This window comes from Peribacillus sp. P4_D6, assembly GCF_056401795.1.
The window spans coordinates 1-17,320 of sequence record NZ_JBFUIQ010000013.1 but is presented as its reverse complement, the minus strand read 5'-3'; the positions used below and the strand labels follow the sequence as shown (position 1 = coordinate 17,320).

The window sequence follows — 17,320 nt, the reverse complement described above, 5'->3', positions numbered from 1 at the left end:
CTAAAAAACCTTACGGTAACATATAATTCAGAATATATATAAAATTCTTTAAATTTAATGGGTACGGGGAGAAATATAGCCCTGGCCCCTAATAAATGAAGGTTTTTTATAGTTGTACACTAGATCGATAGAGGGGAGATGGAAAAAATGAAAGCGCTTAAGTCTGTTATTCTTTGGGGGATCATATCTGCATTGGGTGCGGTGAGTTTTGGTTTCGTCGCGCTAAACCGGGGGGAAAGCATCAATGCCATGTGGATTGTTACTGCGGCACTCTGTGTTTATTCAATTGCATACCGCTTTTATAGTAAATTCATTGCACGGAAAGTGTTTGAGCTAGATGACAATCGCCAGACTCCATCGGAAGCGAATAATGATGGGAAAGATTATGTACCTACAAACAAATGGGTGTTGTTTGGCCACCACTTTGCAGCAATTGCCGGAGCTGGACCTCTCGTAGGCCCCATCCTTGCAGCTCAGATGGGATATTTGCCAGGGACGCTATGGCTTGTAGTCGGAGTTGTTTTGGCTGGTGCCGTACAGGATTTCATCATTCTTTTCGGTTCGATGCGCCGTAACGGCAAATCTTTGGGAGAAATGATCAAAGAGGAGATTGGACCGATTACAGGCTTGATAGCGATGGTCGGTATCCTCGGTATCATGATTATTTTACTGGCGGTACTTGCCCTGGTTGTCGTAAAAGCGCTGGTGGGCAGTCCGTGGGGAATGTTCACGATTGCCTCGACCATACCGATTGCAGTCCTTATGGGCATTTACATGCGTTATATAAGGCCGGGACGGGTTGGTGAAGGGTCGATTATCGGAATCATACTTTTGATGCTCGCGTTATATTTCGGCCGCTTTGTAGCCGAGAGCGCAACATTAGCGCCGATGTTCACTTTCGACGGGGAAACGATTGCCATCATGTTGATTGTCTATGGTTTCGTTGCTTCCGTTTTGCCAGTATGGATGTTATTGGCACCGCGTGATTATTTAAGTACATTCTTGAAAATCGGTACGATCATCGGACTTGCACTAGGCATCTTTATTGTCATGCCGAGCCTTGAAATGCCTGCCGTCACTCAATTCATCGATGGAACGGGACCTGTATTTTCCGGAAATTTATTCCCGTTCCTATTCATTACGATCGCTTGTGGAGCGGTATCGGGATTCCATGCACTCGTTTCCTCAGGTACGACCCCTAAAATGATTGAGCGCGAATCGCATGCACGTCCAATCGGATACGGGGCGATGTTGACTGAATCCTTTGTAGCCATCATGGCGATGATTGCCGCCTGTGTATTGACGCCAGGTATCTATTTTGCCATTAACAGCCCGGGAGCCGTTGTGGGAACGGAACCAGCGCAAGTAGCTGCTACGATATCAGATTGGGGTTTCCTTGTGACACCTGAGATGATTACCGGCCTTGCAGACGATGTTGGGGAAGAGACCATTATATCCCGTACTGGAGGAGCTCCAACATTTGCAATCGGCATGGCCCATATCTTCTCGCAAGTGATTGGGGGGGCGTCCCTGATGGCGTTCTGGTATCATTTCGCGATACTGTTCGAGGCATTGTTCATATTGACCACCATTGATGCAGGAACTAGGGTGGGACGTTTTATGATACAGGATATCATCGGCACCTTTTACAAACCATTTGCCGAAACGAATAGATGGCTGCCCAATATAATTGCGACTGCCATTTGTGTAATCGGTTGGGGCTACTTCCTTTATCAAGGGGTCATTGATCCTCTTGGCGGAATCAATACCCTTTGGCCATTGTTTGGAATCGCGAATCAGATGCTTTCCGCCATTGCGTTGCTGCTTGGGACGACGGTCCTTTTCAAAATGGGCAAAAAAGCGTACACATGGGTCACTCTTGTGCCCACTACATTCTTGTTGATAGTGACCATGACGGCAGGGTGGCAAAAGCTGTTCCACGAAAACCCGGCAATTGGCTTTTTAGCACATAAGGATAAATTTAAAGCGGCTTATGATAGTGGGGAAGTTCTTGCTCCGGCAGCCAATCTGGCCGAGATGAAGCGGGTTATCGTCAATGATTATGTGGATGCTGCCCTATGTGCCATCTTCATGATCGTGGTGATCACGGTCCTGATTTCTGCCATTAGGTTATGGATAAAAGTCTTGAAGAACCAGAAAATAGATTTACATGAAACGCCTTATGTATCAAGGTCGTCATAAGGGAGGGAAAGCGATGTTGAAAAGAATAATTACAATTCTCAGCTACAGAAAGCAATTCGTCAGTTTGCTCGTCGGCGTGCCAAGTTATGATACGTATGTGGCACATATGAGAAAGCATCATCCTGAAGATCCCGTGAAAACCAGGAAAGAATTTTTCTGCGAAGCCCAGGATGAACGGTATAACGCAAAGGGTGGGAAAGTGTCTCGTTGCTGTTAATGAATATTTATTGAAGGGTCCTCAATAGGTGGGTCCTTTTTTTAATGGTTTTCGAGGGGGGGATAAGTAGAGGGTGAAATGTAACAGCCATGGAGTCGTGAAGATGGAAAAGTAACTATTAAACCAAAAAAAATCAAATTTGCTGGTCCTTCATTCTTATTGATGTTATTTAATCTAACATTCTTTCTGAAAAATACAAAAATTAAGTTGAATTATTAGAAAATTAAGTATATGATAAAAAATATAACATAATAGTGTTAATAAACATAACATATATAAAAATAAGGGGGAAAAAACAGTATGCAAATGGCAGATTCGGTATTCATGTTTTTGGCGACGATGATGGTTTGGCTAATGACACCAGGGATTGCCCTATTTTATGGAGGGATGGTAAAAAGTAAAAATGTCTTGAATACGGCAATGCATAGTTATATGCCTCTGGCTGTCATTTCTATTCTTTGGGTGCTGATTGGGTATTCATTATCATTTTCACCTGGTAATTCACTTCTGGGTGGTCTGGACTGGGTTGGTTTAAAGGATGTGGGTTTTGCACCTGGACCTTACAGCGAAACAATTCCCCATAGTTTGTTCATGTTATTCCAAATGACTTTTGCCGTTTTAACGGTCTCGATCATTGCTGGTGGCATTGCCGAGCGGATGAGATTTTCAGCATTCTTGATTTTTACGATCCTATGGTCTTTATTCGTATATGCTCCCGTTGCACACTGGGTATGGGGTGGAGGCTGGTTAGCGGAACTGGGTACACTTGACTTTGCAGGTGGCAACGTTGTTCATATATCTTCAGGGGTTGCAGGTTTGGTATTGGCAATCATGTTAGGTAAAAGGAAAGAGTCGGGGGACAGTGCGCCGCATAATCTTCCTTTAACATTTCTTGGAGGATCATTAATTTGGTTCGGTTGGTACGGCTTCAACGTCGGAAGCGCACTGACAATCAATGGAGTGGCGATGAATGTATTCGTTAATACAGCTGTTGCAGCAGCTGCTGGTATCATTGGATGGCTGATCGTCGAGTATATGGCTAATAAAAAGGCAACATTGCTAGGTGCAGTATCCGGAGCCATTTCTGGTTTGGTGGCCATTACACCCGCTTGCGGATTCGTAACGCCCGCATCATCAATCATCATCGGTGTCATCGGCGGTGCCGTTTGTTTCTGGGGCGTATTCTTCCTGAAAAATAAACTGGGTTACGACGATGCGCTTGATGCTTTCGGATTACATGGGATCGGCGGGACTTGGGGTGGCATAGCTACAGGTTTGTTCGCGACAACTTCCGTAAACGAAAGCGGTGCAAATGGTTTATTCTATGGAGATTTCAACTTGTTGTGGAAGCAGCTTGTAGCGATCATTGCGACCTATATCTTCGTTGCCGTGGTCACTTATATCGTTGCTAAAGCCATTAACCTTTTCGTACCGCTGCGTGTCAGTGAAGAAGATGAGTCAATGGGGCTTGATCTTACACTTCATGGAGAAAAAGCTTATCACGAATCAATCTAAAAGGAGGGGAACGTATGTCCGGGATTTTAACGAAAATAGAAATCATTACACGTCCTATCCAATTTGAACAATTCAAAGCGGAACTTGCGAAAATAGGGGTAAGCGGAATGACGGTATCGGAAGTAAAAGGAACGGGTCTTCAGAAAAGTTATGTGGAAACATATAGAGGCAGAAATCGTGAAATGTCATTGCATGATCGAATGAAAATCGAAATCGTCGTGTGTGAAGTGCCAGTTCAGGATGTTGTGGATGTAGCAAGGAAATTCTTGAGTACCGGTAAACCGGGAGACGGTAAAATCTTCATATATGAATTGGCGAATGTTGTGAATATCCGTACCGGTAAAGAAGGTCATGATGCGTTAAAGAATGACATCTGATGCTGTGATCAATTCCGCCGGATACAGAAGATTAAAGAAAGGGAGCTGAAAATGGGGAGACTGGTCCGAATTGTTAATGCAAAAAAACAGAAGATCGTTAATACGCTCATTTCAGAGGATGTATATCAACCTGATGACCGACCCTTTTTATTGGAATTGCCACTGAAAAATTTAGAAGAGATGTTATCACTCCGATTAAAATCCCGGTTTCAAAATCCCCCTTCAAAAAAATGACCTTTCAGCCGTTATCCTAGGGGAGAGCGGCTTTTTTTGTTTGATGTCCAGCTGGATTGTGATATTTAAATGTTTGTATAATTAAGGAAACTTTTTTCTTGAATCCCCCATGGAAATCGGGGAGCATTCCAACTATAATGAATAAGGACATAAATTTAAATACGATTTTTTTGCTTTTTTCGACGCTTTTCGCTTAGTTACTTCAATTTTTCTTTAATTTTCCGAAAAGTGAATTCAAAAAAATGTAAGTTTACCAAAAAACTATGAATTACTTCATGAATGCCCTGCTTAAAAATAGGGGAATTATTAATATGTTCTTTAAGAGGTGAAGGGAAATGGATCAATTTACGGTCGAATCCGTTTTAAATATCATCAGGGAGTTTGTACCGAAGGATGCTTCAATTTCTGTGGCTGATTCCGAAAAATACATTTATTATCAACCGAGCAAACAAGTGGACTTAAGAATAAAACCAGGTGATTTAATCAGTGAAAATACGGCGACATATAAAGCGCTGAGCATCCGTAAAAAAATAGGGGTGCAAGTTGAAAGTAATGTATTTGGCGTACCTTACTATGGGCTGAGTGTTCCTATCATGGACGAGGGCAACCCTTTAGGGGCGGTAACGGCCATCTTGCCGTCAAAGCCATTGATTTTACCGACATCATTCCTGACCATTAAAACAGATGATCGCTGGATACCGCTTCCATACGATGAAATTATGTATTTGGAAGCTCAAAATAGGAAAACTAAAATTCAGTCCGAACGTGTGAGTGGATTTCATAAAATGAATTTAAGTGAATTGGAATTCATTTTACCTAGTGATTTATTCATTCGTGTGCACCGTTCGTACATCGTCAATATCAACTATATACAAGAGATCCTCCCTGATTTCCATTCTACATTTTTATTGATAATGAAAGACAACTCCAAAATCCAGGTCAGTCAAACATATGCAAGTCAATTCAGGAGGGCTTTGGGGTTTTAGTGATTCTCCTTTGTGTGAAAGAAATGCTGGTTTATGCCCAATTTAAGGCTTTTCATTCGAAAATGAATGTGACGATTACACAGGATTGGTAAAATTAAGTGTAAGAAAAGCGAAAAATGGGGGTCTTTTGTATGAACGAAAGCGTTTTCAAAAAAATTCGCAACGAACAATTTAAGGGGAAAGTAGTTACAGCGGAAGAAGCAGCATCATGGATTAAAAATGGGATGAAACTCGGTATGAGTGGATTTACCCGTGCTGGTGATGCTAAAGTTATTCCGATGGCTCTAGTTGAAAGAGCTAAAACTGAAAAATTCAAAGTTGACGTTTATACTGGTGCCTCATTAGGACCGGAAGTCGACCAACATATGGCGGAAGCAGGTATCATAAATAAACGTTTGCCGTTCCAAGCGGATAAAGGCATTCGCAATAAAATCAATGCTGATGAAGTAACTTATGTGGATCAGCATTTGTCTCATACGGCTGAACAAGTTCGTCAAGGCATTGTCGGACCAATCGATTTTGCAATCATCGAAGCATTGGCGATTACGGAAGATGGATTGATCATCCCGACAACTTCTGTAGGCAACTCAGCCATATTCGTTCAAGAAGCTAAACATGTGATCATTGAATTGAACGTATCCCATCCAGAAGGATTGGAAGGGATGCATGATATATATACACCGGCTAAACAAGGGGAACGCGAACCGATTCCTATGACTAAAGCAAGTGATCGCCTTGGAGCGATCGGCATTGCGGTTGATCCTGAAAAAGTAATGGGAATCGTCGTTTCTACAGATCTTGATGCACCTTCCACAATCGTGCCGCCGGATGAAGAAACTGCAACAATCGCCAACCACCTCATTAACTTCCTTCGTGGAGAAATAAAGGCTGGCCGTTTAACTGAAAGCCTTGCTCCGCTTCAGTCGGGAGTAGGTTCAGTGGCAAATGCAGTATTCGCTGGCTTCCTTGATTCTGAATTCAAAGATTTGGAAGTTTATTCAGAAGTGCTGCAAGATGCGGTATTTGATCTGATTGATGCTGGAAAGGTTAAATTCGCTTCAGGGTGTTCGATTACATTAGCTGAAGAAAAAGGGAAACAAGTTTACGGTGAGCTTGAAAAATACCGTGATAAGCTAGTTCTTCGTCCACAAGAAATATCTAATCATCCTGAAATCATCCGTCGTTTGGGCTTGATTTCAATCAATACAGCGTTAGAGTGTGATATCTATGGTAACGTAAACTCGACACATGTTTCTGGGACAAGAATGATGAATGGAATTGGCGGATCAGGAGATTTTGCCCGTAATTCACGCCTAGGAATTTTCGTAACGAAATCATATGCAAAAGGCGGCAAAATTTCCAGTATCGTTCCTTTCGTTTCTCATGTGGATCATACTGAACATGATGTGGACGTATTGGTGACAGAGCAAGGGATCGCTGATTTACGTGGCTTGGCACCAAAAGAGCGCGTAGAGTTAATCATAGAAAACTGTGCTCATCCTGATTACCGACCACAGCTACGTGCATACTTCACTGAAGCTGTTGCGCAAACGGGCGGGCATCAAACTCCGCACATTCTTGAAAAAGCATTTTCATGGCATACGAACCTAGCTAAAAACGGTACGATGCTTGAAGCGGTTCTTCAAGATCAAAAATAAGACTCAAAACCCCGCCGATAAAAAGCGGGGTTTTTTATTGGGTCCGTGTCCGATATAGGTGAAAACCAATGAATCTTTCGTCACATCAATGGAATATTGAAAGGTAAATAGATTATTTCTCCTAAGTAATTTGTATGGTGTTTCCTATTGGGATTCTTTTTCCTGCGACAAATAACAGATTTAATGTGTAAAATGATGCTTAACCATCAAAAAGTTAGGGAACTGTATCTTTAGGCTTTTTTCTATTATTTTTATATATAATTATTCATCCAAGTTATAGATATATGGTAAACTGCTAACAATGAATGATTATCATACATAGGATTTTTCGCATTTATGATGTTGTTTCCTTAGAAATAGGGAGTTAAATAGAATTGCTTATAGTGGAGGAGATAATTTGTTCAAGCAAAAACTGCATTTTTGGACGTTAGAGTTATTACTATTGTCTTTACTTTTTTATGTTGGTACAAAGATTTCTTTTCTTTTTGAACCAATAGTCATTTTTACATCTACATTGTTCTTTCCAATCTTGATTTCGGGTTTTCTCTACTTCCTGTTCAATCCCACTGTTGATTTCCTCGTTAAAAGAAGAGTGCCAAGGGGATTGGCGATTTTATTGCTTTACGTATTTTTCCTTGGGTTGATTAGTTTACTGGTCGGTCTGGTTGGCCCGTCACTTTCCAAACAGGTTACGGATTTACTCAATAACCTTCCGGATTATTTCAATCAAACAAGGAAGTTCATTGAAGACTCAGCGGAGTCAAAATGGTTTTTATGGACGGTGGAACAAGATTATGTACCTCTGCAAGAAGTAGGGGATTCGCTGCAAAAATATTTGACGAACTTACCTAGTAATATAACGAACAGTTTAACTTCCGTCTTCAGCGTGGTGACGAATATCACTTTAGTTGTCGTAACGGTACCTTTCATCCTGTTTTATATGTTGAAGGATGGGGATAAGCTTCCGGCCGCCATTATGAAGTTCGTACCGCTTCGCTATAGAAAACCAGCTTTAACAGTACTTCAGGAAACTGGCGGGACGCTTACTACATACATACAAGGGCAGATGCTTGTTTGCATGTTTGTCGGGATCGGAACGTTCATCGGATATCTAATCATTGGTTTGCCTTATGCGTTCTTATTCGCGCTGATTGGCGCTGTAACCAATATCATTCCATATGTAGGTCCGTTTATCGGAGCCGCTCCTGCCGTCATTGTGGCGTTGATCCATTCACCGACCGAGGCATTATTGGTCATTCTGGTTGTAACGGTCATTCAGCAATTGGATGGTAATTTCATTTCACCGTTAGTCATCGGGAAGAAATTGAACACACATCCGCTTACCATCATCATCCTATTGCTTGTCGCCGGAAACATTGCCGGTATCATCGGCATGATTTTGGCGGTTCCGACTTACTCTGTTGTTAAAACGATTGTATTGAATATCGTAAAATTCATCAGGATCCGAAAAGAGGAAAAGCTTGAAGAAGATATATTGGAATGAAAAAAACGGGTCAGACTCAATTGAGTCTGGCCCGTTTTCTTAGTGTCACAAACCTAAGGAAATATATTTTACTTCCAGGAATTCTTCGATGCCCTGGTGTCCGCCTTCACGGCCGAGTCCGCTTTGCTTGAATCCGCCGAATGGAGCTTGCGGAACGGAAGGAAGTCCATCGTTCAAGCCAACAATACCGAATTCAAGTGCCTCGGTGAATTTGATGCCCTTTGTGATGTTTTCAGTGAAGACGTAAGCTGCCAAACCGAAGATGGAGTCATTTGCCCTCTTGATTGCCTCTTCATCAGTCTTAAAGGAGGCAATGGGAGCTAGTGGACCAAATGTTTCTTCCTTCATGCAGAGCATGCTGTCATCAATGTTGGACAATACGGTCGGTTCAAGAAAAAGGCCGCTTATTGATTTACCGCCAGCTTCGAGCTTAGCGCCGCTGCTGATTGCTTCATCAATTTGTTTTTGAACCTTATCCACTGCATTTTGATCGATAAGCGGACCGATATCGACGCCATCTTCCAGTCCATTTCCTACCTTTAGTTCCTTGACCTTGGCAACGAGCTTTTCGATGAAGGCCTCTTGAATGGCTTCGTGGACATAAATGCGATTTGAACAGACGCATGTTTGTCCTGCGTTACGGAATTTTGAACTGATGATGCCATCAACCGCTTTATTAAGGTCGGCATCCTCAAGAACGATTGCTGGTGCGTGACCTCCGAGTTCTAGCGAGATTTTCTTTACCGTGTCTGCGGAGCCCCTCATCAGGGTTTTGCCGACTTCTGTAGAACCGGTAAACGTCAATTTACGAACCCTTGTATCTTGAAGCCAAGTTTCGCCGATTTCTGAGGATTTTCCTGTCACGACGTTGATGACCCCTTTTGGAATGCCAGCTTCTTCGGCTAATTCAGCCATTTTTAAAGCTGTTATGGGAGTCAGGTTTGCCGGTTTAATGACGACTGTGCAGCCGACGGCAAGCGCTGGTGCCACTTTTCTTGTAATCATGGCTGCAGGAAAGTTCCAAGGCGTAATGACAGCTACAACTCCGACAGGCTGTTTAGTCACGAAAAGCCGCTTATTGGACACGGAAGCAGGAATCGTTTCGCCGTACACCCTTTTTCCTTCTTCGGCAAACCAAGATAAAAAGCCATTGGCATATGTCATTTCACCAAGAGCTTCTTTAAGGGGCTTTCCTTGCTCTTCAGTCATGATTTTTGCCAGTTCTTCTTTATGATCATCAATTAATCGATGCCATTTCCAAATTAGTTCAGCACGTTCGTAGACTGAGAGTGCAGCCCAGCCCGTAAAGGCTTCATATGCGGCATCTGCAGCCTTCGCAGCTTCAGTTGCACCGCCTTTAGGAACGGTGGCAACTACTTCATCCGTTGCCGGGTTTCTCACTTCAATTTTATCCAATCCAAAATCCGACCACTCACCGTTAATAAATAATCCGTAATCCTTCATGATAAAACCTCCTAATTTGGTTAAATCCATCAAACTACTAAACTTCTAACTATATACTTTTACCTGTTACATAAAAGTATAAACACTTTTCAGTGATTCTGAAATTTATTTGATTGGCTATTTATAGAAAATTGGCTATTCATTGCTAGAAAGGGAGGAATACACAAAAAAAATGAGGTGCAAGCTGCACACCTCTTCATTCAAGGTTCGATTATTTTTCCGATGAAACAGCCACTTCATTCATATCATCTGAGATGGCTTGGTTTGGATTGAATTCACCTTCTGATTTAGAAATGACCACCGTAGCGACACTGTTACCGATTAGATTCGTGATGGCGCGTGCTTCTGACATGAAGCGGTCGACTCCAAGCAGTAATGCCATTCCTTCAACTGGAATCATTGGGAAGGCAGCTAATGTTGCAGCAAGTGTGATGAAACCGGATCCCGTTACACCGGCAGCACCTTTGGATGTTAACATCAAGATTCCTAGAAGGGTCAATTCCTGCCAGATGCTTAAATCGACACCATAGGCTTGGGCGATGAAAATCGCAGCCATGGATAAGTAGATGGAAGTGCCATCAAGGTTGAAAGAATAACCGGTTGGGACAACCAAACCGACTACCGATTTTGAGCAACCGTATTTTTCGAGTTTTTTCATCACGCTTGGCAGGGCGGATTCCGATGAAGAGGTTCCTAAAACTAAGAGGATCTCTTCTTTTATATAGGCAATGAACTTGAAAATATTAAAGCCATACATTTTTGCAATTGAGCCAAGGATAAGAACGATGAAAAGTGCCATTGTGATATAAACACTGCCCATTAATTGTCCTAACGAGGATAAAGAACCAAGGCCAAACTTACCGATTGTATAAGCCATTGCTCCAAATGCGGCCAATGGAGAAACTTTCATGATCATACCGACGATGCCGAAGAAAATGTCGGCAATATGCTGAAAGAAAGAAACGACTGGCTGCACTCTCGGTCCCATTGCTGCCATCGATAATCCGAATAATACGGCAAAGAATAGAATAGGTAGTAAGTCTCCGCCAGCCAGTGCGGCAACGGCATTATCAGGAATGATATTAGAAATGAAAGCAACGGCGCCATGTTCCGTTTCGGAAGCGGCTGTCGTATATTGTGATACATCTCCACCCTCGACTGAATCGATGTTAAAGCCTTTACCAGGTCCCAGCAGATTGACCACGATGATTCCGATGGCAAGTGCGAAAGTGGTAACGATTTCAAAATAAAGCAGGGCCTTTCCGCCGATGCGGCCAACCTTTTTCATATCACCCATACCGCCGATTCCGATTACGACGGTTAAGAAGATGATTGGTGCGATGACCATTTTAATCATTTTAATAAATAAATCAGCCAATATCTTTAGTTGTTCACCGAAAGCAGGGAAGAAGAAACCGACTGTTATACCCAGAATGATACCGATGATGACCTGAACTGTTAAATTTTTTAATATTTTCAAGGGGCATTCTCCTTTGTTATATGATAGCGCTTTCTTAACTTGATAATAGTGTAACAGAAGAAAGAATCAGAATATTCTTTTGGTGATATTGTTTTCTTTTTGTTCTTTTTGGTCTTGGGGATTTTGAATAACTGAAGAGGAATTAAAAGTGAAGATTAGGATATAAAGAGATTACTAAGCCGTAAAAAAAAATACCGGTGGAGCACCGGTATTGGCGAAAATCAATTTTCAAATGGTTTTATTAGTGCATATAGGGTTCCGATCACAGGAAGTTTCAAACCGACCTTGTCGGCTAGGCGCAGTGCACCGCCCTGTAAATGTTCCACTTCGAGGGTTAGGCCCTTCCGGCGGTCCTGGTGCATCGAAGAGGTGGATTCATCAGGTAAGCCTGCCATGTTTTCCAACGCTTGAGCAATATTCTCCACAGTAATTCCGACGTCATAAGCATTTGCAAGCTCCTTCATTTCAACAAGGACCTTTTCTAGCAATCCATTGGTTTCCGGGTATCTCCGTATCGTGCCGATAGGGAGGTTCGATGCTGTTGTCACACCGGAAAACGCGGTGATGAACATGTATTTGATCCACATCCTGATCAATATGTTTTCCGTTCTGCTTACCTTCATGATAGCTGATCCCGCCGCCTGTTCGAATTCATCACATATCTTTTTTTGTGACGGATGAAGCGGGCCATAGATTAAATCGTGATTTTCATTGGAGTGAATGACATGCCCTTTTTCATTAAGGGTGGCGATGATGAAGGCACTTCCTCCCAAGACGGCTTCATCGCCCAGCGCCTCCTGTAAAATGGATATATGCTCCAATCCATTCAAAAGCGGGAGAACCTTTGCGCCCTTTTCAACAAGCACCTTTAAATCTGTAAGGGTACCTTGCAGATGCTGGCCTTTTACGGCGAGAATCACGAGGTCGACCTTTTCGATGTCATTTACATTCTCTGTGATATGAAGGTCGTTGAATTGGTAGTTTCCATGTGGGCTGGTTATGCTGATCCCGTTTTCCTTCAATTGCTTGGCGCGGTTTTTTCGGACAAGGTATTGAACCTCCTGTCCGGCCTRCTGCAACCTGCCCCCAAAGTAGGAGCCCAGTGCCCCGGCCCCTATAATGACAATATTCAAAGCGCACACCTCTCTTTTGATTAAGATGTACTAATCATAACATTGACTGAAATTTCAGTAAATATTTCCGTTTGAAGGTCAACTGGTTGTTTGGATGTTTGTAAGAATGGGAAAAACAAAAGACCAGCCTGAAAGGTTTCAGGCTGGTGTTTATCATTATTTATAGATTTTTACTTTAACGGTTTTTCTGCCCCAATTGATAGCTTTTGAGTGAGAAGAGTAGAAGACGTCAATTTTATTCCCTTTGATTGCGCCGCCTTTATCTGCCGCAATGGCATCCCCGTATCCTTCTACATGAACTTTTGTTCCTAGTGGAATGACCTTAGGGTCGACCGAGATGGCTTTTACGTTAGGGTTTTTCTTTAAGTTAAGACCAGATGCTGTAATCCCGCTGCAGCCTTTGCAGTTCGCTGTGTAAGCTGTTGCCTTCACCGTGATCGTTTTATATTTCTTGGATGATGATGATGTTTTTGCTTTAGGTTTAGCAGAGGTCGATGTTTTCTTGACCTTTAAAACTTGTTTTGGATGGATGTTATCTTTTTTCAGGTTGTTCCAACTTTTGAGTTGATTGACTGTTATATTATGTTTATTGGCGATACCCCATAGTGTGTCGCCGCTTTTAACTTTGTATGTAGTAGTAGCAGCCGATGAAACTCCGGAAAAACTAAATACCAAAAAGAAAGCAGTGAATAGTGGAAGTAGTATTTTTTTCAAAATGAATAGTCTCCTTTGTTTTAAATCGTAGACTTAGAATAACAGGTCTTTATGACAATAATGTTTCGGTGGAATAGTAATTGTGTTACAAAAAGGTTTCCCTTGAAAAATAAATGTAATATAAACTAGGTCAAAAGTACTTATCTGTTAAATGTAAATATATTATTTTATTATGTCAGTATAAGCGTATTTTTGTTAAATAGTGTTGATGTAATGGCGTATCCTGTTTAATTAGGTAATATATGGATGTAAAATCCCTGGTTTTAAAGTCCTGTATATTTTGTAAAAAAACAACGTAATATTAGACGATTGAATGCTGTTTATTTTAGTAGGAGAGGATATTCGGAACATGAAAAAAGCCGACATCTATGTGATGCCGGCTCAAACTGTAGACAAAATCGATGAAAATCGAGTTTATCTAAGTTGAGAGCTTGTTAAAATTCGAACATTGATTTCCACTCCAGGCACTCGCTTTCCGCGGGCGGTCCGGGAGCCTCCTCGGCGCCTTTGCGGCTGTGGGGTCTCCCTTGGACGCGCTTTCCCGCAGGAGTCTCGCACCTTTCGTTTCAATCAACTTTGTTTTTAAAATGTAGATAGACTTCCTTTTGTCTATATGTGATGCCGGCTTTTTTCATGATTTGGCTTAATGTAAAGCAAATTCAGAAGCGAAATCGACCAGCATTTTTTGATAAACTGCTACTGATTCAAGATTGACGCATTCCCTATCTCCATGCCAGTTCTCGCCTTTTGGTCCGAATTCAATCGCTGGGATATCATATGCCGCAAAAAAGACGGTATCTGCGGAGCCATGTTGTCCGAAAATGACAGCGTCTTGCTTGGTGTTTCTTTCGATAATCGGTCGGAGCAAAGTGATGAATGGGTCTGACTCTTCGGTTTTTACAGGTTTACTGTACATATTAAGGTGAACATTTTTTCCTGTCACACTTTCGATCTGAGCAATGATATCTTCCATTGTTTGCGTAGGGAGATAACGAATATCAAGACTTAGCAAACAAGCATCCGGTACCTTATTATAGACATCCCCGCCTTTTATTTTTGCTAGGTTAAGTGAAGGGGAAGAGTAAAGGGGAGTATGATCCCGGGTGAATGGAAGTTCCTTTATTTTTTGATAGAGATGATAGGCCTTTTCAATTGCATTCACGCCTTCCCATGGACGGCTTCCGTGTGCAGATTTGCCGGATACTTCAATATCGAGACGAAGGGCACCCTTTGCCTGGAGTCCGATTCCCAATTGCGTCGGTTCAGCACAAATTACAAAGTCCCCCCGATAACCATGTTTCGCTAAATATCCGGAACAGTTCAACCCGCCAATCTCTTCATCCGATACGATCTGTAGCTGGATTTTTAAACCTAAGTCCTTATCTTTCAGTTCGGTAAATGCACACATCATCCCCGCAACCCCAGCTTTCATATCGGCTGTTCCGCGTCCATATAAATTTCCTTCATGAACCTCAGGGAAAAATTGATCCGGCGTACCGCTGACAACATCGACATGGCCATTCCAAATTAGGGTTTTATCTCCGCTGCCAATCTCGCTAATAAGCATTTTATAACCGTTATTTACGATCACATTCACGGTAAGTCCTTGATCTTTAAGCCAGTCCGCACAGTAATCTACCGCTTGGTTGGCTCCTTCTTTCGATGAACTGTCGATGGATACTAAATCTTTAAGTAACTCGATGAGCAAAAAGAAAACCTCCTAAAAATATGCATACTACTATTATATATACCCTTTCTGAGTAAGGGTTAACTCGAAAATATTTTCCTGTTAAATAACGTTTAGCATTTTCATCCCCTGGGGTATGTAAAGGGGGAGCGACAATTTACATTCTTTAAGGAGGATGATAGATATGGATAAACGTATAATTGGTGTATATGAAACTGGAGAAGAAGCCATAAAGGCTGTTGAGTCATTACAGGCCCAAGGGTATAATCGTGAAGATATTTCAGTGGTAGCTAAAGATAAAGAAGAATTAAATGCAGTGAATGAAGAAACGGGTACAAAAGTTGAAGAGGGGCTCGCAGCTGGTGCGGCGACTGGAGGCATTTTGGGCGGTGCTGCCGGGTTATTGGCAGGTGTGGGTGCGTTGGCGATTCCGGGAATCGGGCCGGTACTGGCTGCTGGACCGCTTGCTGCAACATTAGCCGGAGCGGCTGTAGGCGCTGGAACAGGAGGATTGGCCGGTACATTAATCGGAATGGGCATACCTGAAGACGAAGCGAATCGTTATGAAGCAGATGTAAAGAGCGGCAAATTGCTTGTGTTAGTCGATTCTGATGCTAGAAAATCCAGTTCTTCTTACTCGGGAATAACCGAAACCGATGAAACGCTGACGAATGGCAGAAGAACTCTATAAGTCGTAATTTTAAAAAGGACGGATCCCTTAGGGGACCGTCCTTTCAGTTTGTAGACAAAAGGGGTTCGGAATTAAAAAATTCCGACCCCTTTTTGAAATTCCTTTGAATTTTCGCCTAAAGTTAAGAGATTGGGGCTCAACGAGCCTACTATGTTAGGCCATTTTTGGACCTCGCCATGCCCAATTGGCCATCTTCTTTAAATKAATGGCAGCGAAAGTAAGCATCGCCTGCATCGACAATTTTTTAAGTCCCCTTAAAGGAGTCCAACGCATACCATGCTTTTCTTTTGCATCTGCGAATACACGCTCAATCGTTTCTTCACGTTTTGCATATATAGGTTTTTCATCTTGATGACGACGCAGATGATCTGCTTCTTCCACATGTGTTTGCCAGATATGCCGCGTCGCCACTTTTTGACAGTCCTTGCTTTCTGTACAACGAGATAAAAATGAGCATGTTGTACAAATTTGTTTTGGCGATTTGTACTCGCGATAGCCCTCTTTATTTGTTGTTGAGTACTTTAAAGTTTCGCCTGAAGGGCAAAGGTAACAATCAAAATGTTCATCGTATACATAGTTCTGTTTGCGGAAAAATCCTTCTTTGGTGCGAGGACGTGTATAAGGTAAAGCGGGTATGATTTCTTTGTTAAATAGGTAGCTTGTAATCGCTGGTGTTTTATAAGCTGCATCTGCGGCAACGGCTTCCGGTTTTCCAACTTTCTCAATCACTTGTTCAACTAGTGGCTCTAAGATCTGACTGTCATGTGTATTTCCAGGTGTTACAATCGTTCCCAATACAAAATCGTTGCGGTCTGCGGCCGCGTGGAATGAATAGGCAAACTGTTTTGTTCGTTCATCTTTCACATAGTAGCCACTCTCAGAATCCGTTRTACTTTCTTTAATCTCTTTGGTCTCTTCAAATTTATCTGGTGGAAAAGGCTTTTTTCCATGGTTTTCACGATCTTGATTGACTTCTTCTTGAAGACGTCCTTGATACGCTCGTGTTTCTTTACGAACGATTTTCTTTTCGAATTTCCGTTTATTCGCACTGGCTTTCACATGTGTGGAATCCACGAAAACGTGTTCAGCACTTATTAACTTTTTATTAGCAGCTGTCATTAAMATGCGATAGAAAATCTGTTCAAACAGGTCTGTATCTTTAAAGCGTCGCTCATAATTTTTCCCGAACGTGGAGTAGGAGGTGCTTTATCATGAAAACCACAGCCTAAGAACAACGGAAAGCCATATTTGTTTCCGCTTCTTCAATCGTTTTACGCATGGAACGAATACCAAAGGTATATTGAATGATTGTCATTTTAACTAAAATAACTGGATCAATACTTGGGCGTCCTACCTCTAAATACATATCTTTCATCAAGTCATAAATGAAAGTGAAGTCAATGGMAGCCTCCATTTTACGAACCAAATGGTTCGGTGGCACCAGTTGATCTAAAGTGT

13 protein-coding genes and 1 pseudogene are annotated in these 17,320 nt (G+C 42.1%); 8 read left to right on the top strand and 6 right to left on the bottom strand.

The annotated features are described in order from the left end of the window. Positions 1 to 147 precede the first annotated feature (147 nt). From AC1DVB_RS06800 to AC1DVB_RS06770, 7 genes are all read left to right on the top strand, one after another. Entirely contained in the window at positions 148 to 2,202 is a 2,055-nt protein-coding gene (locus tag AC1DVB_RS06800; protein ID WP_063577456.1) for a carbon starvation CstA family protein, read from the top strand. 13 nt (positions 2,203 to 2,215) lie between these two features. Then, positions 2,216 to 2,419 carry a YbdD/YjiX family protein gene (locus tag AC1DVB_RS06795; protein WP_057278587.1) on the top strand — a complete coding sequence of 68 codons (204 nt, stop codon included), beginning with the start codon at positions 2,216 to 2,218 and terminating at the stop codon, positions 2,417 to 2,419. Between the two features lie 300 nt (positions 2,420 to 2,719). Then, the gene (locus AC1DVB_RS06790; RefSeq protein ID WP_063577454.1) at positions 2,720 to 3,934 is read left to right on the top strand and encodes an ammonium transporter; all 1,215 of its coding nucleotides are present in this window, start codon (positions 2,720 to 2,722) and stop codon (positions 3,932 to 3,934) included. A 14-nt stretch (positions 3,935 to 3,948) separates the two neighbouring features. Next, positions 3,949 to 4,311 (top strand): P-II family nitrogen regulator, encoded by a 363-nt coding sequence (locus AC1DVB_RS06785; RefSeq protein WP_034305860.1) that lies wholly within the window; start codon positions 3,949 to 3,951, stop codon positions 4,309 to 4,311. A gap of 569 nt (positions 4,312 to 4,880) precedes the next feature. After that, positions 4,881 to 5,531, top strand: coding sequence for a LytTR family DNA-binding domain-containing protein (locus tag AC1DVB_RS06780; RefSeq protein WP_057278591.1), 651 nt, complete (start codon positions 4,881 to 4,883; stop codon positions 5,529 to 5,531). A gap of 131 nt (positions 5,532 to 5,662) precedes the next feature. Further along, positions 5,663 to 7,189: an acetyl-CoA hydrolase/transferase family protein gene (locus AC1DVB_RS06775; RefSeq protein WP_230134451.1), complete on the top strand. Its 1,527-nt coding sequence runs from the start codon at positions 5,663 to 5,665 to the stop codon at positions 7,187 to 7,189. Between the two features lie 397 nt (positions 7,190 to 7,586). Then, complete coding sequence (locus AC1DVB_RS06770) at positions 7,587 to 8,693, top strand: AI-2E family transporter (RefSeq protein WP_057278593.1); 1,107 nt, start codon at positions 7,587 to 7,589, stop codon at positions 8,691 to 8,693. A gap of 45 nt (positions 8,694 to 8,738) precedes the next feature. Here AC1DVB_RS06770 and AC1DVB_RS06765 read toward each other — a convergent pair whose 3' ends face one another. The 5 genes from AC1DVB_RS06765 to AC1DVB_RS06745 all read right to left on the bottom strand — a co-directional run bounded on the left by AC1DVB_RS06765 (position 8,739) and on the right by AC1DVB_RS06745 (position 15,192). Continuing rightward, positions 8,739 to 10,157, bottom strand: a complete 1,419-nt coding sequence (locus tag AC1DVB_RS06765) for an NAD-dependent succinate-semialdehyde dehydrogenase (protein WP_048685027.1) — start codon at positions 10,155 to 10,157, stop codon at positions 8,739 to 8,741. 211 nt (positions 10,158 to 10,368) lie between these two features. Then, positions 10,369 to 11,637 carry a dicarboxylate/amino acid:cation symporter gene (locus AC1DVB_RS06760; protein WP_057278594.1) on the bottom strand — a complete coding sequence of 423 codons (1,269 nt, stop codon included), beginning with the start codon at positions 11,635 to 11,637 and terminating at the stop codon, positions 10,369 to 10,371. A gap of 221 nt (positions 11,638 to 11,858) precedes the next feature. Next, entirely contained in the window at positions 11,859 to 12,770 is a 912-nt protein-coding gene (locus AC1DVB_RS06755) for a ketopantoate reductase family protein (protein WP_477588688.1), read from the bottom strand. Between the two features lie 156 nt (positions 12,771 to 12,926). Continuing rightward, the gene (locus AC1DVB_RS06750) at positions 12,927 to 13,484 is read right to left on the bottom strand and encodes a 3D domain-containing protein (RefSeq protein ID WP_076370833.1); all 558 of its coding nucleotides are present in this window, start codon (positions 13,482 to 13,484) and stop codon (positions 12,927 to 12,929) included. A gap of 643 nt (positions 13,485 to 14,127) precedes the next feature. After that, on the bottom strand, positions 14,128 to 15,192 hold the full coding sequence (locus AC1DVB_RS06745) for a M20 family metallopeptidase (RefSeq protein WP_477588686.1): 1,065 nt from the start codon (positions 15,190 to 15,192) through the stop codon (positions 14,128 to 14,130). Positions 15,193 to 15,355: 163 nt separating this feature from the next. Between AC1DVB_RS06745 and AC1DVB_RS06740 the strand changes: the two genes are divergently transcribed. Then, positions 15,356 to 15,862: a general stress protein gene (locus tag AC1DVB_RS06740; protein ID WP_048685038.1), complete on the top strand. Its 507-nt coding sequence runs from the start codon at positions 15,356 to 15,358 to the stop codon at positions 15,860 to 15,862. Positions 15,863 to 16,015: 153 nt separating this feature from the next. On the opposite strand, the pseudogene AC1DVB_RS06735 reads toward AC1DVB_RS06740, so the two are convergent. Beyond that, positions 16,016 to 17,320 (bottom strand): annotated as a pseudogene (locus AC1DVB_RS06735) (IS1182 family transposase); the annotation flags it as partial.